Origin of the sequence: Nocardioides sp. zg-1228 (genome assembly GCF_017086465.1) — a bacterium.
Classification (GTDB): Bacteria; Actinomycetota; Actinomycetes; order Propionibacteriales; family Nocardioidaceae; genus Nocardioides.
In genome coordinates this window covers 1107424-1125047 of the sequence record NZ_CP070961.1, presented here as the reverse complement: position 1 = coordinate 1125047, position 17624 = coordinate 1107424, and the positions used below count along the sequence as shown (strand labels likewise).

13 protein-coding genes are annotated in these 17624 nt (G+C 72.5%); 4 read left to right on the top strand and 9 right to left on the bottom strand.

Annotated features, from left to right (window positions below; all coding sequences use genetic code 11):
• Positions 1-8 precede the first annotated feature (8 nt).
• The 3 genes from JX575_RS05335 to JX575_RS05325 all read right to left on the bottom strand — a co-directional run bounded on the left by JX575_RS05335 (position 9) and on the right by JX575_RS05325 (position 4668).
• Positions 9-1406, bottom strand: coding sequence for a DUF5719 family protein (locus tag JX575_RS05335; RefSeq protein WP_186341440.1), 1398 nt, complete (start codon positions 1404-1406; stop codon positions 9-11).
• On the bottom strand, positions 1399-4299 hold the full coding sequence (locus tag JX575_RS05330; RefSeq protein ID WP_186341439.1) for a glycosyltransferase family 2 protein: 2901 nt from the start codon (positions 4297-4299) through the stop codon (positions 1399-1401). Before JX575_RS05330 ends, JX575_RS05335 begins: the two co-directional genes overlap by 8 nt.
• A 111-nt stretch (positions 4300-4410) precedes the next feature.
• Entirely contained in the window at positions 4411-4668 is a 258-nt protein-coding gene (locus JX575_RS05325) for a WhiB family transcriptional regulator (RefSeq protein WP_056605988.1), read from the bottom strand.
• A 141-nt stretch (positions 4669-4809) separates the two neighbouring features.
• On the opposite strand from JX575_RS05325, the gene cofD reads away from it, so the two are divergent.
• The 4 genes from cofD to JX575_RS05305 all read left to right on the top strand — a co-directional run bounded on the left by cofD (position 4810) and on the right by JX575_RS05305 (position 8440).
• Complete coding sequence (cofD, locus tag JX575_RS05320; RefSeq protein WP_186341438.1) at positions 4810-5862, top strand: 2-phospho-L-lactate transferase; 1053 nt, start codon at positions 4810-4812, stop codon at positions 5860-5862.
• Positions 5859-6875, top strand: a complete 1017-nt coding sequence (cofE, locus tag JX575_RS05315; RefSeq protein ID WP_186341437.1) for a coenzyme F420-0:L-glutamate ligase — start codon at positions 5859-5861, stop codon at positions 6873-6875. Before cofD ends, cofE begins: the two co-directional genes overlap by 4 nt.
• Positions 6876-6947: 72 nt before the next feature.
• Entirely contained in the window at positions 6948-7685 is a 738-nt protein-coding gene (locus tag JX575_RS05310) for a DUF3105 domain-containing protein (RefSeq protein WP_186341436.1), read from the top strand.
• 14 nt (positions 7686-7699) lie between these two features.
• On the top strand, positions 7700-8440 hold the full coding sequence (locus JX575_RS05305) for a TIGR03089 family protein (protein ID WP_186341435.1): 741 nt from the start codon (positions 7700-7702) through the stop codon (positions 8438-8440).
• Positions 8441-8463: 23 nt separating this feature from the next.
• Here JX575_RS05305 and JX575_RS05300 read toward each other — a convergent pair whose 3' ends face one another.
• From JX575_RS05300 to glf, 6 genes are all read right to left on the bottom strand, one after another.
• On the bottom strand, positions 8464-11187 hold the full coding sequence (locus JX575_RS05300; RefSeq protein WP_186341434.1) for an FG-GAP-like repeat-containing protein: 2724 nt from the start codon (positions 11185-11187) through the stop codon (positions 8464-8466).
• A 132-nt stretch (positions 11188-11319) separates the two neighbouring features.
• Positions 11320-11793: a hypothetical protein gene (locus tag JX575_RS05295; RefSeq protein WP_186341433.1), complete on the bottom strand. Its 474-nt coding sequence runs from the start codon at positions 11791-11793 to the stop codon at positions 11320-11322.
• Positions 11794-12558: 765 nt separating this feature from the next.
• Positions 12559-13329, bottom strand: a complete 771-nt coding sequence (locus JX575_RS05290) for an ABC transporter ATP-binding protein (protein ID WP_186341432.1) — start codon at positions 13327-13329, stop codon at positions 12559-12561.
• A 70-nt stretch (positions 13330-13399) separates the two neighbouring features.
• Entirely contained in the window at positions 13400-14308 is a 909-nt protein-coding gene (locus tag JX575_RS05285) for an ABC transporter permease (protein WP_241005344.1), read from the bottom strand.
• 7 nt (positions 14309-14315) lie between these two features.
• Entirely contained in the window at positions 14316-16406 is a 2091-nt protein-coding gene (locus JX575_RS05280; protein ID WP_186341431.1) for a glycosyltransferase, read from the bottom strand.
• Entirely contained in the window at positions 16403-17611 is a 1209-nt protein-coding gene (glf, locus tag JX575_RS05275) for a UDP-galactopyranose mutase (RefSeq protein ID WP_186341430.1), read from the bottom strand. Before glf ends, JX575_RS05280 begins: the two co-directional genes overlap by 4 nt.
• Positions 17612-17624 lie beyond the last annotated feature (13 nt).

The following is a 17624-nucleotide window of genomic DNA, read 5'->3' as shown; positions in this document are numbered from 1 at the left end:
AGTCCCGGCTAGCGCTGGGCCGGACGCACGTCGGGCACCTGGCTGGTGGTGTCGAGCTGCGGCAGGGGCAGCACCGACAGGCCGCGGTCGTCCACCTCGACCGACACCACCGCGCTGGTGCGCTCGACGCTCAGCAGGGCCAGCGCCGCGTCGTCGGGCACCTTGATCCGCGCCGCGGTCGCCGGGTCGAGCTCGACGCGGCGCTCGCGGACCACGGCGGTCCCGTCCTCGTCCCATGCCCGCAGCGTGACCAGGCCGGGCGCGGTCGCGCCCGTGACGACGAAGCGCTTGGCCCCGGCGGGGAGCGCGACGGCCGCGTCGCCGTCGATCGCGGAGCCGGCAGCGGCGAGCGCGAGGTCGCCCGCCGTGCGGGTGCGCAGCGAGGCGGTGACCGGACCGGTCGCCTCCAGCCGAAGCGCCTGCACGCCCTGCAGCAGGCGCCCACGCAGGACGCCGGTGAGGTCGACCTCGGTGACCGTCGCGGGCGCGAGGGTCACCTCGTCCACGCCCTCGGGCGCGAACTCGCTCTCCTCGCTGACCAGCTCCAGGGCGACCCGGACCTCGCTGTCGCCGGGGTTAGCCAGGGTCAGGAGGCGGTCGGCGCGCGACGTGCCCACCCCCGCGACGTAGGACGTCGCGGCGGGCTCGGCCTGCGACGGCAGCCACTCGCGCAGCGGGCGGGCGCGACCCACCGGGTCGACGACGTCGACGACGCTCGACGCGAGCCGGCCGCGGGTGACGACCACCCGCAGGGCGAGGGCGTCGCGGTTGGGCACGACCTTCGCGAGGTCGAAGGAGGTGGACCGGCCGCCGGGGACGCGCACGCCCCGCAGCGCCGGGACGTCCACCTGCCCGCTGCCGTCCCAGACGGTGACGTCGGCGACGGCCGGGCCGCGGTCGGGGTTGATCAGGGTGAGCGTCGAGGTGTGCTCCGCCGATGCGCCGACGCCGGTGAACCACCGCTCGGGTGCCGGCTGGTCGCAGTCGGTGGCCGAGCCGCCCCCGGAGCGGGACGCGACGAGGCCCTCGGCCAGCTCGCCGGTGCCGTTGACGACGACGTAGCGCCGCTCCTCGCGGGCCGCGACCCCGTCGGTCACGGGCTGGGTCACCTCGCGGCGACCGACTCGCAGCGCCAGGTCGCCCGAGGCCAGCCCGGTGCTGCCGAAGCGCACCTCGTCGGCGCCGGGCAGCCGGGCGGGACAGACCGTCGTGACCCGGTCGAGCGGCGCGTCGGTCGGTGCGTGGGACGCCTGCGGCTCGGCGGCCGGCCGCACCAGGGCGAGCGCGGCGACGGTCAGCAGCGGGATCGCCACGGCCAGGATCGTCAGTGGCGAGGGCCGGCGGCTCGTGGTCTCGGCCGCCCTGCGGCGGCCCCCGCCGGGGGTGGGTGCGGTGGGCTCAGGCATCGCGGTCCCCCTGCCGTCGCGTCCGGACGGTCGGGGCGGCGAGCACGAGCGCGAGCACGATGGCGGCGCCCTGCACCACCAGCAGCACGGTGCGCCACCACGGGCTCGGCCCGTCCACCGAGTCGGGGTCGAGGGGCCGGTCCACGCGCCAGGCGCGGGTGGCGCGGTCCTCGGCGCTGGCCTGCTCGAGGCCGGCGGTGGCGTCGAGGAGCGAGGAGATCCGGCCGTCGGCGGGCGAGCTCAGCACGACGTACTCGATGCCGCGGGCACCGAGGTCGGCCACGACGGCGGGCGTCGGCGCGGAGACCAGCGCCTGCACGTCGCTGGTCAGGCCGGGGTCCTCGTCGGCCAGGGTGAGGATCTCGTCCTCGCCGACGGTGGTGCCGTCGTCGCGCCGGATGCGGTAGGCGACCCCGTCCTCGACCGAGCCGTCGATGACCAGCACGCCGTGCTCGTCGCCGAGCAGCGAGCTCTGCTCCATGTAGACCGGCACGGTCTGCTCGCTGTCGTGCGAGAGCACCTCCTCGTCGGCCGACGTGGTCAGCCACCAGCCCAGCCCGCCGAGCGGCACGACCGCGGCGGCGATGGCCAGCGCCGTCGCCACACCGCGCTGCCACCACGGGTGGTGGTCGGTGAGCCGGCGCAGGTAGGCGTCGGCGCCGAGCACGACCGCCACGACCGCCGTGCCCTGCAGGATCACCACGAACAGGCCCAGGGTGGGCCGCGTGGTGACCGCGGGCAGGTCGAGGGTCACGTGCGACAGCAGGCCGGAGACGACCGCCGCGGCGAGCGCCACCAGCCAGCACAGGAGCACCGCCACCCGCGTCCGCCGCGGGACCAGGGCGACGACCGCCAGCAGGGCGAGCACCACGCCGAGCCACCAAGGGGCGCCGAGGTCGTTGAGCCGGCCGGTGACGAGGCCGCCGAAGGTGACCTGATCGACCGTGAGTCGACCGGCCTCGAGCAGCAGCCCGGACGCCGAGCCCGTCGTCAGCAGCGGCACCAGCCAGGGGGCGAGCAGCACCGGGGTCGCGGCCACGGCGACCACCGGCGGGCCCCAGCTGTCGCGCTCGCGCAGCAGCCGCGGGGCGATGACGGCCGCCGCGCCCAGGACGACGGCGGTGGCGAGCAGGGCGAAGAGCCAGAGGCCCGGGACGAACGCCGCGCCGAGGGCCAGCAGCAGCGCCGTGCGCCACGCGGCTCGCCAGCGCCGGTCGCGGTCGGGGTCGACGAAGCCGAGGGCGGCGTGGGCGGTCCACGGCAGCAGCGCGGCGACCGCGACGATGCCGAACCGGCCCTCGGCCCACGCCCCCGACGTGACCGGGACGAGCGCGTAGGTCAGCGCGCCCCACACCACGAGCCAGCGCGGCAGGCCCAGCGGGTCGACGAGCCGGCCGACGACCTTGAGCAGGCGCCACGCGCCCCAGGCCGCGAACGGCACCGCCAGCAGCATGAGCGCGGACACCACGGCGCTGGTGCTGCCCAGGAGGACGGTGGCGCCCAGCGCGAACGGCAGCACGTAGGCCGGCGCGGGCACGTCGGTGCCGGTGCCGAGCGGGTGCCAGCTCGACACGTGCAGCCGCCACCAGTCGGCGGCGGCCTCGGGCACCGGCGAGAGCGCGCCCCCGGTGATCGACCCGAACGCCTCGCGCCCGGCGACCAGCGCGAGGACCGCGAAGAGGGCCAGCACGACCGCGACGGGGTTGGTGAAGAACCGCGCCACGATGCCCGTGTCGGTGAGGAAGGCGTCCTCGTCGTCCTCGACCGGGCCGCGACGCTCGATGCGCGAGCCCGCGGCCGGGGACGACTCGGTCGCCTTGGCGAGCCGGCGCCGCTCGGCGACGTCGACGGCCTGGCTCGTGGCCGCGGAGGCGAGGTCGGTGACGAAGTCGAGGCCGTGCCGGTAGGGCAGCCACCACGGCGCCAGCAGGCGGCGTACGTCGGCGGCCTCGCCCTGCCGTGCCCGGGCCCGCTCGCGCCGGGCGGCGAGGAGCTGCCCGAGACGCCCGTGCACGGACAGCGTCGCCGCCAGCTCGTCGAGGGCCTCCCCCACCGAGCGCACGGCGAGGAACCCCAGCACCCGCAGCAGCGAGCCGAGGAAGAGCCGGACGTACTGCCAGGCGAAGCCGCGCGTGGACACGTTGGCCAGCGACGTGAAGAGGGCGGCGCGACGCTCCTGGTAGTGGGTGTGGCGCCCGGTGAGCGGCGTGCGCCGGATGCCGCGGTGGGCGGCCTCGGCGTGGAACACGACCGCCTGCGGCACCACGAGGGCGTGGTGGCCCGCGAGCGCGGCCCGCCAGCCGAAGTCGATGTCGTTGCCGAAGATCGGCAGCTCCTCGTCGAGCCCGCCGAGCGACTCGAGCACGCGGCGACGCACCAGCATGCCGGCGGTGTTGACCGCGAGCACCTCGCGCACCGCGTCGTGCTGGCCCTGGTCGTACTCGCCGCGCTCGAGGCCCGTCTCGCGCCGGCCGGTGCCGGTGATGGTGAGGCCGACCTCCAGGAGCCGGCGCAGCGAGGGCCACTCGCGCAGCTTGGGCCCGAGGATCGCCACGTCGGGGTGCTCCGCGGCGGCAGCGAGCAGCTCGGCGAGGGCCGTCGGGGCGGGGTTGGCGTCGTCGTGGAGCAGCCAGACCCACTCGTCGTCGTCGGCCGCGGGCGCCAGCTCGAGGCCGTGTCGCACGGCGGCGGGATAGCTCGTCGAGCCGGGCACCACGTCGAGGACGACCCGCTCGCCGAGGGCGGCGCGGACGAGGTCGGCGCTCTCGTCGCGGCTGGTGGTGTCGACGGCCACGACGCGGTCGACCGGGTGGGTCTGCCCGGTCAGGCCGGAGAGGACTGCTGGGAGCCAACGCGCCCCGTCATGACTGACGAGAAGCGCAGTGACGGTCACCGCAGCACCCTAGCGAGGGGCTCGGCGCTCCATGAAACCGTCGGGGCGGTGCGGGTGGTGGGGCCGGTGGTGGTGCTGGGGACGGGCCGGCGGGGGGTCCGGCCGCGGCCCTCAGACCGCGCGCTTCTTGAGCTTGCGGCGCTCCCGCTCGGAGAGGCCGCCCCAGATGCCGAAGCGCTCGTCGTTCATCAATGCGTACTCGAGGCAGTCGTCGCGGACCTCGCACGTCAGGCAGACCTTCTTGGCCTCCCGCGTGGAGCCGCCCTTCTCGGGGAAGAACGCCTCGGGATCCGTCTGCGCGCAGAGCGCGCGGTCCTGCCACCCGAACTCCTCGCCCTCGGGCTCGAGGAGAAACAGTTCTGCTCTCATGGCTGACGCCCTTTCGACCCTGTTTTCAGAACTGACCGACACCGGTTCACTGAACGACACTACTGGAATTACATGCCTGTCGTACCCACGTAGTCAAGCCCGGATCTGATATGGCCGTTCCGCTTCCGGCAGGCTGCTCCTATGTCATCATCCGCAGCCACGCTCCGTCGTATCACCGTCCTGTCCGGCGGTGTCGGCGGGGCCCGCTTCCTCCAAGGACTCCTCCACGGCCTCCGCACGGGCACCGTCCCGGGCGGCTCCGGCGACACCGAGGTCACGGTCGTGACCAACACCGCCGACGACTGGTGGATCCACGGGCTCAAGGTCTGCCCCGACCTCGACACCGTGATGTACACCCTCGGCGAGGGCATCGACGTCGAGCGCGGATGGGGTCGCCGCGACGAGACCTGGAGCGCCAGGACCGAGCTGGAGGCCTACGGCGTCGAGCCGACGTGGTTCGGCCTGGGCGACCGCGACATCGCGACCCACCTGGTCCGCACGCAGATGCTCGAGGCCGGGTACACGCTCTCGCAGGTCACCGAGGCGCTGTGCCGCCGCTGGATCACGCCGCTCCACGGTGACCGCGTGCGGCTGCTCCCGATGTCGGACGACCGCGTGGAGACGCACGTGGCCGTGGCCGACCCCGAGAGCCCGAGCGGGCGGCGGGTCGTGCACTTCCAGGAGTACTGGGTGCGGCTGCACGCCGCCGTGCCCGCCGAGGCGGTCGTGGTGGTCGGGCAGGACGCCGCCACGCCCGCACCCGGTGTCCTCGACGCGATCGCCGGGGCCGACCTCGTCGTGCTCCCGCCCTCCAACCCGGTCGTCTCGGTCGGCACGATCCTCGGGGTCCCGGGCATCCGCGACGCGGTGCGCGCCACGCCCGCCCCGGTGGTCGGGATCTCCCCCATCGTCGGCTCCGCGCCGGTGCGCGGCATGGCGGCGCAGATGCTCGCCGGCATCGGTGTCGAGGTGAGCGCGGGTGCCGTCGGCGCCCACTACGGCGCGCGCCGCGACGGCGGGGTGCTCGACGGGTGGCTCGTCGACGAGCGCGACGCCGACCAGGTGGCCGGCCTCGAGCGGGCCGGGATCGCCGCGGCGGCCGTCCCCCTCATGATGACCGACCACGACGCCACCGCGGCGATGGCCGCCGCTGCCGTCTCGCTCGTCACCGCCGACGCGGCGGGATCGCGGTGAACCACCTGGAGGTGTGGGCCCCCGACGGGATCCCCGAGGTCTCGGCGGGCGACGACCTCGCGGCGCTGGTGCTGGACGCGCTCGACCGGGCCGGACCGGACGCCGCCCTGGGCGACGGGGACGTCGTGTGCGTGACGAGCAAGGTGGTGAGCAAGGCCGAGGGCCGCACCCGGGTGGGCGAGCGGGACGCCGCCGTCGAGGAGGAGACCGTGCGCGTCGTCGCGCGCCGGGGTCCGGTGCGGATCGTGCGCAACCGCCTCGGCCTCACCATGGCCGCGGCCGGGGTCGACGCCTCCAACGTCACGGCCGGCTCGGTCGTGCTCCTCCCCCTCGACCCCGACGCCTCCGCGCGGTCGTTGCGCCGGGAGCTGCTCCGGCGCACCGGGACCAACGTGGCGGTCGTCGTCACCGACACGTCCGGTCGGGCGTGGCGCGAGGGGCAGACCGACATCGCGATCGGTGCCGCCGGCCTCCTGGTCGCCGAGGACTTCGCCGGCCGCACCGACCCCCACGGCAACCCCCTCGCGGTGACGCTGCCCGCGGTGGCCGACGAGATCGCCGGGGCCGCCGAGCTCGCGCAGGGCAAGCTGGCCGGCCGCCCGGTCGCGGTCGTACGGGGCCGTGCCGACCTCGTCCTGCCGCCCGGCGAGGACGGCCCCGGCGCCGTGTCACTCGTGCGCCCCGACGGGGGCGACCTCTTCGGCTGGGGCGCCCGGGAGGCCGTCGTACGCGCGCTGGCCGGCGACGAGTCCGACCGCGCGCCGTTCGGGGCGCCCGCGCCGCCGGAGGAGGTGCACGAGGCGCTGAGCCGCGTCGTCGGTGCCGGTCGAGCGCTGTCGTCGGCCCTGATGCTGCGCGTCGACGACGACCCCGGTCGCGTCGAGCTGCACCTGCCCGCGGGCTCGGACCGAGGCGCGGTCGCCGCTGTGTGCTTCGCCCACGGCTGGCGGATCGCCGGCTGGGAGACCACCGGAAGTCGCGTCGTGTGCCACCTGTCACCCGCGACTACGTAGACTCTGCCCGCGCAGGCGCAACCAGCGCGGCGAGCACCACCCCCAGCAGTCGACCGAGAGACACCGAGCACCGTGGCCAAGCAGGCAAAGACCGACCGTCAGGCGGTCATCGACTCCATCCGATCACAGCAGTCCAAGCGCGAGAACCGCCGCGGCCTGGCCATCGTGGGCGTGTGCGTCCTCGTCGCCGTCGTGATCGTGGGCGCCGCGGCGTTCAAGCCCGTCAAGGACTGGTGGGACCTGCGTGCCTACGCCTCCGCCTCGCTCGGCGAGATCGGCGCGAAGGCGTCGGTGTGCCAGGACGTCACGACCAAGTCGGCCGAGGGCAACCAGGACCACGTCGAGATCGGCACGCCGATGACCTATCCCGACGCGCCGCCGGCCTTCGGCCAGCACTGGAACGTGTGGGACAGCATGGACCGCAAGCTCTACACGAAGTCCGACCGCCCGGAGCTCGGCGAGCTGGTGCACAACCTCGAGCACGGCTACACGATCCTCTGGTACGACGAGACGATCGCCGACGACTCCGAGCAGATGGACCACCTGCGCGGCATCGCCTCGAAGCTCCAGGGCACCGACAACCTGCGCGACAAGTTCAAGGCCGTGCCGTGGACCTCCGAGGACGGCAAGGCCTTCCCCAAGGGACAGCACGTCGCCCTCACCCACTGGTCGCTCGGCGGCGTCGGCGAGACCGACCCCACCAAGCAGGTCGGCGTGTGGCAGTACTGCTCCGAGGTCAGCGGGCCTGCGCTGGAGACGTTCATGCAGGACTACCCCTACATGGACTCCCCGGAGCCCAACGCCGTCTGAGGCGTCCGGCGCCGATGGTCCCTCCCGCCACGTTCAGCGAGGTGCTCGCGGCGCAGCTGCGACGCGAGCCCGGCCGCCCGCTGGTGACGTTCTACGACCACGCGAGCGACGAGCGCGTCGAGCTGTCGGTCACGACGTACGCCAACTGGGTGGCCAAGGCGTCCGGCCTGCTGAGCGACGTCGCCGACCTGGAGCGTGGCATGTCGCTGCGCATCGACCTGCCTCCGCACTGGCTCTCGCCGGTCTTCCTGGGCGCCGCCTGGACGCTCGGGCTGCGGGTCACCACGTCCGACGCGCCGGACGCCGTGGTGTGCGGCCCCGACGGCCTGGATCGGTGGGCGCCGCGGGCTGCGACCGTGCCGGTGCTCGCCTGCAGCCTGCGCCCGCTGGGCGTCCGCTTCGCCGAGCCGCTGCCGGCCGGGGTGCTCGACGTGGGGGTGGAGATCTGGTCGCAGCCCGACGGCTTCACGGCGTGGGACCCGCCCACCGGCGACGACCCGGCCACCGACGACCTGTCCCAGCGTGAGCTGTTCGGGCCGCGCGCGGAACGCCCGGACGACCTGACGGCCGCCGCCGGGAGCGTGCTCACCGACGGCGGCCGTCTTCTCTCGGTGGCCGACCCGGCTTCCCCACCAGGAATGGCCACCTTCACCGAGCCCCTCGCACGAGGCGGCTCGCTGGTCCTCGTCCGCAACCCCGACCCGGCTCGCCTCGACGGCGTCTACGACGCCGAACGGGCGACGGCGCGGGTCTGAGGACGCGGCTCGTCCGTGCCTGCTCACCCGGCCAGGTCGAAGGCCCCCAGTCCCTCGCCCAGCACCCGCGGGTCGGACACGCCCTTCTTGCGGCCGCTGTAGACGTACGCCACGCCGCTCGCGCGGTCGCGCACCACGTAGTCGGCCGAGCCCTTGAGCGTCATCGCCTGGACCTCGAGCACCCAGTCGAAGCCGGAGAGGTCGGAGGGAAGCCCGGCCCGCGACGGCACCGCTCCCCCCTTGATCGGGACGCCTGCGTTGAAGCTGGAGCCGTTGCCGGGCCACACCGTCGGAGGACCGCCGGCCGGGGTCCCCACCAGGTCGGGGAGACCGTCGCCGGTCACGTCGCCGACCGCGGTGAGCCCCTCGATCCCGCCCCAGCCCTCGGCCAGGACCTGTCCCTGCGCGAGGGCGCCGGTGCCGTTGCCGGCGAAGAGCCACAGCCGGCCGGAGACGTCGCGGGTGAGCACGTCGCCGAAGCCGTCGCGGTTGACGTCGCCGGCGTTGAGGATGCGGTCCATGCCGGCGAACGACACCCCGGTGTCGATGGGCGAGCCGAGCTCGAAGGTGTCGCGGTTGGCGACGACGACGAGCTGCTTGCCGGACACGCCGATGAGGTCTGCGCCCGCACCGCCGACGAGGTTGACGCCGGTGATCCAGCGCATCGACTTGAGGTTGGTGGCGGGTCCCAGCGCGGCACCGAACGTGCCGTCGCCGCGACCCGGCTTGAGCATCATCGTGCCCTTGGACGAGCGGGCGACCAGGTCGGTGCGCCCGTCGCCGTTGAAGTCCCCGGCCACGATGCGGTTGTAGCCGCTCCACGCTCCGGCGACGCGCCGGGGCGCCGCGAACCGGCCGGTGCCGTAGCCGGTCTGCAGGAACAGCCGGTTCTTCTTGCGCACCAGCAGGTCGGCGCGGCCGTCGCCGTTGACGTCGCCGGCTCCGATGAGCTGGCGGTAGTCGCCGTAGCCCTTGCGCGTGACCTTGCGGGCGAAGCCGCCCTTGCTGGTCGCCAGCAGCGTGACGAGGCGACCCTTGAAGCGGGCGGCCAGGTCGTTGCGGCCGTCGCCGTTGATGTCGCCGACCGCGGTCAGCAGCGAGTAGTTGCGCAGCCGCATCTTGCGGGTGGTCTTGCCGAAGTTGCCGTTGCCCTTGCCGGCCCGGATGCGCACGACGCCGGACTTGTCGGCCGTCACCAGGTCGGGCAGGCCGTCGCCGGTGAGGTCCGGTGAGACGAGCACGTCGGCGCGCTTGTCCCAGCCGCGCTTGCCCACCACGATGCGCTTCTGGAACGACGTCAGGCCGCCCGTCGGCAGCACCAGGCCGCGGCCGTCGGACGCGCGGCGCACGACGAGGTCGGGATAGGGCGAGGCGTCGAGGTTGTTCTGCGGGGCGGGCTCGGAGATCGCGAGCTCCGTCGGCGTGGTCACGACCGGCGCCGCCTGCGAGGCGTAGGTGCGGATGAGCGGCAGCTGGGCGTAGAGGTACTTGCCGGGGCAGGCCGTCGACCCTGCGTCGCGGTGGCCGCTGATCGCCGGGAAGGTGCCGCGCCCGATCGTCTGCGCGGTCGAGGCGGGGTTCACGCCGTGCAGCGACAGCTTCCACGCGAACAGCTGGCCGTAGGCGCGCAGCATCACGTCGGGCGGCTGGACGACGTCGAAGTTGCCGATGGCCGACATCGCGAACGAGTAGTCGTTGTAGTTGAGCGTGTGGGCGCCGACGACGGGGCGGTCGATGCCGCCGTAGCGGCCCTCCCAGATCCGCCCGAAGCGGTCGACGAGGAAGTTGTAGCCGATGTCGCTCCAGCCGCGCGACTTCACGTGGTAGGCGTAGATGCTGCGCAGGAGGGCCGGCACCTGGGCCTCGGTGTAGTTGTTGGCGTTGACCGTGTGGTGCACGAACCCGCCGTTGATCGATCCGTAGCGCAGCGACTTCTTGTTGCGGATGCTCTCGTCGGCGCCCCACTGCGCGCGGGAGTAGATCGTGGGCTGCGCGACCGTCTGCTGGCGCGACGCCACGGTGGCCGACTGCAGCGCGAGGCCGTCGGTCGTCGGGGTGGAGCCGTCCTGCGCGGCGTACTCCTCGTCGTACGACGCGCTCGGGTCGTCGCTGGCCGTCTCGGCCGGAGCCTCGGTCTCGGTGCGCGTCGCCGAGCCGGGGTCGACCAGGGCCAGGGAGAGGTCGTCGGGCAGGGCCACACCGTCGGTGCGGGCCTCGACCTGGACGTCGTCGACGTCGCCGACGAAGGTGGGCTCGGTGCCCGGGCGCGCGCCCGCCGCCTCGGCGCTGCCGGGGTCGGGCCCGTGCTCGTCGTGATACTCCAGGTCCTCCCAGTCGCTCCACTCCTCGCCGGTGCGGGTGCGGACGCGGAGGGTGATCTGGTCCTCCTCGAGCACCTCGCCGGCACCCCAGGTGACGCCCACAGCGCCGAACGCGTCGACCGGTTGCGGGGTGCTGACCACCCGGGCCTGGGTGGCACCACCGGCGACGCTGCGTCCGCGCAGGCCGGCGAACCCACCGGACTCACCGGTGAGCGGCACCTCGGTGACCGTCGGCGTGACCGCCTTCGTCGGCACGGTGGCCGACATCAACGCGGCGGGTGCCGCGGAGGCGGACGGGGCGCCGGGCGCCTCGCCCACGATGTCGAGGGACACGACACCGGAGGCGGGGGTGAGCACGACGAGCACGACACCCAGCGCCAGCACCTGCTGGCAGAGGGTGACGAGACGGGACTGAAGAGGACGCATGGGGATCTCTACTCCTGTGTGGGGGAAGGTCACACAAGGGATGAGTTCACACCAGTCACACCAGTCACGGAAGAGTTTCTGAGTAACTACAACGTTGTAATTTCCACTCGACACGCCGTTGCGTCGGTGTAATTATCGCCGATCGGCGTCGGAATCAGGCGAGATTCGGTTCGGAGTGTCGATCCCGGGGTCAGGAGCCCGCCGCGCCCGTGCCCACGAACCGAGCACCGCGACTCCCACGATCGGCACCCAGGCGGCGGCGGTGGCGCCTCCTTGCACGGAGGTGCCGAGGGACAGCAGGTAGGCGAAGACGGCCACCGGCACCATGACCACCACCGCAGACACCGCAAGAAGCAGGACGCCTCGCCGGCTCGGCCGCCGCGGCGCCAGGACGAACGCCGCAGCGACTGCCGCGACCATGGCCCCGATCGACCAGAGCCACCACGCCCGACGCCACCTCTCCGGGTCCTCCAGCGTGCCGCACGGCGCCGTCTGGCAGGCGGCGCCTGTGGGGATCATCTCCGGCTGCACGGGCGCCCAGGCGCCAGCGACCGCCATCACGGCGAGCCCCACCGCGCCCAGCAACAACCAGCCCCCCGGCCTCATGGAGCGATCCTGCCCCTTGAGGCTCCGCTCCGCGAGGCTCCGATCTGCCGCGACCCGCGCTCCTGCCGTGTCCGGGGCGTCTGCGTGGCACGGTGACGCTCCCGCAGACCGAGGAGTACTGCCCCCTTGTGGGCTGTCGGAGTCCCCGCTCGAGCGGGGACTCCGACACGATCGTGGAGGATCCGAGCCACCAGGTGACCCGGATCCTCCACGATCGCCTCATCCACAGAGGAGGTCGGCCTGCTGCTCAAGGGTCCCGGACGGCCCGCTCATGCCCCGGCCCGGGCATCAGGCCGTTCAGCGCGGGAGGTTGCCGGCGGCCGTCTCGGCAGGGTCTTCCTCGGGTAGCACTCGTCGTAGTCGTGCCAGCCCGTCGCGCGCATGCGACCTCACCGTACGTCGGGCAGCACGACCCGATCCTCGGAACCTGCGGGCCCGACGGACTGGGTGCGCTCGAGGAGTGGTGGTGTCACGGCCATGCCGAGCAGGCCCACCACCGCGATCCCGGCGAGGACGGCACCTGTCCGTCTGCGGTGGCGGCGGCGAGCCTCTCGAGCCGGTCGGCGACGTCGCCGGCGGGTGCGAGCATGCGTGAGCTCCTCGGGTGGGTGGACAGCCTCACACGTCCACACGCCACGAAGGTGGGATCCGGTGGGGTGCCGCGGTCCTCTTTCTCGGAGCGGGACGCGAGCCACGGATCTGGGCTCGCGCCGGGACGCGTGCGAGGACGCGGACGGCGCGGCGCTCCCCGGTGGGATGTCGAGCTCAGATGTCGGCGCCGAGGCCGTCGTCCTCGCCGGAGTCGTCGTCGCTCTCGTCGTAGTGGAGGTAGCGGATGCCCTCCTCGACGTCGCCGTCGAAGCCGAGCCGCCCGTTCTCCATCACCAGGACGCGGTCGCAGAGGTTGCGCACCGATCCGGGGGCGTGGGAGACGTAGAACATCGTCACGCCCGACTTCACGATCTGGTCCATGCGCTTCTTGCACTTGCGCTTGAACGGCCGGTCCCCCACCGCGAGGGCCTCGTCGGCGATGAAGATGTCGGCGTCGACGTTGACCGCGACGGAGAAGCCGAGGCGGGCCTTCATGCCGGAGCTGTAGTAGGCCACGTCGGTGTCGAGGAACTTGCCGAGGTCGGCGAAGTCGACGATCTCGTCGAACTTGCGGTCGGTCTCGGCCCGCGACATCCCCAGGATGGCGGCGTTGAGGTAGAGGTTCTCCCGGCCGCTGAGGTTGTTGTCGAAGCCGGTGCCGGTGGCGATCAGGCCGGCGATGCGGCCGCGGGTGAGCACCGAGCCGGAGTCGGGCCGCATCACGCCGCTGATGAGCTTGAGCAGCGTCGACTTGCCGGAGCCGTTGAGCCCCATCAGGCCGACCGACTCCCCCTCGCGCACGGTGAAGCTGACGTCGTCGACGGCGTTGAACGTGTCGTGGGTCTTGCGGCCGCGGACCTTGGCCAGCACGGTCTGCTTGAGGGAGCGCTGGTAGGACAGCGTGAAGGCCTTGGTGGCGTTCTCCACCTGGATCATGGTCGTCATGCGGGGTCCCTGCGGAAGCGTGGGCTGGAGGAGCGAAGCGGGGGAAGGCCGCGGTTTCGTGGGGTGCTCATCACAAGCGCTCCGGGACCTTGGACTCGAGGCGCGCGAAGATCCGCTGGGCCAGCACGAGCAGCACGAGCGAGAGGCCCGTCATGACGAGCCCGCGGGTGAACAGGTGGTCGGGCAGGTGCGCGGCCGCCGTCGCGTCGGGGTCGCTGGTGGTGCCGATCCAGAAGCCGCGCTGGATGAGCAGCACCGCCTCGGCCATCGGGTTGAGGAGGTAGTAGCTCGCGATCGGCTCGCCGAAGCGCTCCTGGACGAGCGTGAAGGGGTACATCATCGGCACGCTGAAGGTGACGAACTGGGTGAGGGTCTGGGCGACCTTGCCGATGTCGCGCATGAAGACGTTGCCGACGCTGAACAGCAGGCCCAGCGCCAGCCCGAGCGCGGCGGCCAGGCTGAAGCCGAGAAGGGCGGCCGCCATCCCCACCAGGTCGGGACGCCAGCCGAGGAAGAGGCACGGGATGACCAGGATCACGATCATCGGCACCGTGTGCCACCCGGCGACGAGCATGCGGGCCACCGGGAACATCTCGCGCGGCACGGGGAGCTTGGTGATCAGCGAGCGGTTCTGCACCAGCGACTGGGTGCCGCCGTTGAACGTCTCGGTGAAGAAGTGGACGATCACCATGCCGGCGAAGAGATGGATGGCGAAGTTCTCCATCCCCGCGCCACGGCCGATCATGACCTGGAACAGGAAGTAGAACATGCAGAACCGGATGGCCGGCTGGAGGTAGCTCCACAGCCACCCGAGCACGGTGCCCTGGTAGCGCGACTTGATGGTGTTGCGCACCAGCATGCCGAGCAGGTAGCGCCGGCGCACGACCTCGCCGAGGCCCGTCGCGGCAGGCGGAGCCAGCGGCAGGGCCTCGAGCTCGCCCGTGGTGCGCCGGGCCGGGCCGGAGGCGGTGGCGCTCACCGGCGGCTCACTCGGGCGTGCCCGACGGGCCGCCCGCGGGGCCCTCTGCCGGGTCGGTCCAGGGCGCGAAGGTCTTCTCCCACGCCTCCGGGGACGTGATCTCGCCGAGCGCCTCGCGGTACTGCTGGGCGAGGGCCGGCCACTCGCGGTGGAAGCGCCGGTGGATCTCGATCGTGCGTCGCAGCAGGTCGCGGTAGCGCGACGGGTCGCGCCGGTAGAGCGCGACGGAGGAGCCGTCGTTCATCGAGACCACGGCCGAGTCATAGCGGGCGAGGTTGTACCAGCTGGCGTCCATCGCGGTGAGCTCGGCCTCGGGGTAGTCCTCGGCCATCCTCCGCACCGGCCGCAGCTGGCGCAGCGGGGCGAGCCCCGCGGCCAGCAGCGTGGCCTTGCGGCCGGGGATCTCGATGTCGGACTTGCCCTTCTTGGGCGGCTTCTCGCGGCGCACCGGGGGCAGGTCGTCGCGGTCGGCGTGGAGCTGGGCGTCGGAGAACTGCGCCCGGAACGCGTTGATGTCGGCGAGCTTGGTGGCCAGCTCGCCGTGCAGGGCGTGGGGCCCGCGCAGCACGTCCTCCATGGCGAGGTGGCGCAGCTCGGCGGTGGAGTACTGCAGGGAGGCGAGGTGCTTGACCTGGTGGTTGAGGCTCTCGCGCACCATCCGGCCGCCGCGCTCGTAGGGCGAGTGCAGCAGCGCCGCGATGATCCGGTTGCGGTGGTGGAAGTAGGACTGCCAGTCGACGCCGTCGTTCTTGTCGGTCCACGGCACGTGCCAGACCGCCGCACCGGGGAAGGACACCGTCGGGTAGCCCGCCTCCTTGGCGCGCAGCCCGAACTCGGAGTCGTCCCACTTGATGAAGATCGGCAGGGAGAGGCCGATCTCCTCGAGCACGACGCGCGGGATCAGGCACATGAACCAGCCGTTGAAGTCGACGTCGGCGCGCTTGTGCAGCCAGCGCGCGGAGCGCAGGTTGCGGGCGGCGAAGTCCCACTGGCTGTAGCCGTCGAGGCGGGTCTGCCACCAGAAGCGCCACGGCTGGACGATCTCGCCGAAGGAGTGCAGCTCGGCGCGGTTGTAGAGGTTGAACATGTGGCCGCCGACGATGGTCGGCCGCTTGGCCAGGTCGCCGAACGTGACCGCCCGGATGATGCCCTCGGGCTCGCAGACGACGTCGTCGTCCATCATCATCGCGTAGGTCGCGGTGCCCTTGCGGACGCTCTCCAGCTGGCCGCGGGCGTAGCCGCCCGACCCCCCGAGGTTGCCCTGCACGATCACCCGCAGCATGTCGCCCAGGCCGCGCTCGGCCTCGGGGAAGTAGGGGCTGTCGGTGACCTTCTGCTTGCCCTGGTCCATGACCATCACGGTGTCGAGGTAGGGGTGCAGCTCCTCGGCCGCGCCGAGCTGGCCGAGCAGCTGGGCGCTCATGTCGGGCAGCATCGTGGTGATGCAGAGGTCGACGGTGCCATGCTCGGCGCGGTCGGCCGGCACCTGCGCCGTCCACTCGGCGCCCTCGATGCTCGCGCCGTGGTCGCCGGCGACGACGTCGTACCAGTACCACCCGCCGTCGACGAAGGGCTTGAGCGTCAGCGCGAACGAGAGCCTGGCGCGCGCGTCTGGGCCCTCGCCCGCCACGACGGCGGACTCGATGCGCTGGGCGTGGCCGCGCGCCATCGACTTGTAGACGGTCACGACGGTGCCGGCGCCGACGACGTCGACGGTGAGGTCGACGTCGGTGACGACGGTGTGCCGGCGCCAGTAGGAGGCGGGGAAGGCGTTGAAGTAGGTGCCGAACGACAGCGGCTGCGAGGGCCGCAGCCGCAGCTCGGTGCGCGAGCGGATCTGGTCAGGGTGCAGCTTCTTGCCGGTCGAGGTGGACTGGCGGATCGCCGCGTTGTTGAGGTCCTTGGCGGCCTTGTCGCCACCGACGGCGTGCCGGTCGGTGTCGAGCTTGGCCTCCTCGAGGTCGACGTAGAGCGGGAACACCTCGGTGTTCTTGTCGACCGGCAGGATCTGGCGCTGCAGCAGCCGGGTGACGGTCGCGGCCGCGTGCGTGCCGGGTGTGCTGGTGCCGGGTGTGGTGGCGGGTGTGGTGGTGCTCATGCGTCGATGCCTCCGCTGGTGAGCTCGGCGCCCTCGGTGAAGTGCGGCTTGAGCTTGTTGTCGTACATCGACAGCGCCGACCCGATGGCCATGTGCATGTCGAGGTACTTGTAGGTGCCGAGCCGGCCGCCGAACAGCACCATCGGCTCGGCCTTGGCGAGCTCGCGGTACTTGAGCAGCTTGGCGCGGTCGTCGGCGGTGTTGACCGGGTAGTAGGGCTCGTCACCCTCCTCGGCGAAGCGGCTGTACTCGTGGACGATCACGCTCTTGCCGGGCAGGTGGGTCTTCTCCCGCTCGGGGTGGAAGTGCTTGAACTCGATGATCCGGGTGAAGGGGACGTCCTGGTCGTTGTAGTTGATCACGCCGGTGCCCTGGAAGTCGTCGGTGTCCACGACGCTCTCCTCGAGGTCGACGGTGCGCCACGACAGGCGGCCCTCGGAGTTGCCGAAGTACTCGTCGACGGGCCCGGTGTAGACGATCGGGACCGTGCCGCGGTAATCGTCGGCGACCTCGAAGAAGTCGGTCTCGAGGCGCACCTCGATGTTGGGGTGGTCGGCCATACGGGTCATCCACGCGGTGTAGCCGTCGACGGGCAGTCCCTCGTAGGTGTCGCTGAACCACCCGTTCTCGAACGTGTAGCGCACCGGGAGCCGGGTGATGATGTCGGCGCTGAGCTCGGTGGGGTCGGTCTGCCACTGCTTGGCGGTGTAGCCCTTGATGAACGCCTCGTAGAGCGGGCGGCCGATCAGGCTGATCGCCTTCTCCTCGAGGTTGGAGGCGTCCTCGGTGGCCATCTCGCTGGACTGCTCGGCGATCAGCGCGCGGGCCTCGTCGGGGGTGTGCGAGCGGGCGAAGAACTGGTTGATGAGCGCGAGGTTCATCGGCAGGGAGTAGACCTGCCCCTGGTACTTGCCGAAGACCCGGTGCCGGTAGTCGGTGAAGGAGGTGAACCGGTTGGCGTACTCCCAGACCCGCTCGTTGGAGGTGTGGAACAGGTGCGCACCGTACTTGTGCACCTCGACGTTGGTCTCCGGGTCACGCTCGGAGTAGGCGTTGCCGCCGATGTGGTGGCGACGCTCGAGGATGAGCACGCGGAGGCCGAGCTCCTCGGCGCACCGCTCGGCGATCGTGAGACCGAACAGCCCGGCGCCGACGATGACGAGGTCGGGACGCGGTGCGGTGTCTGTGGTGGGGCCCTGGGACAAGGGAGGAACTCCT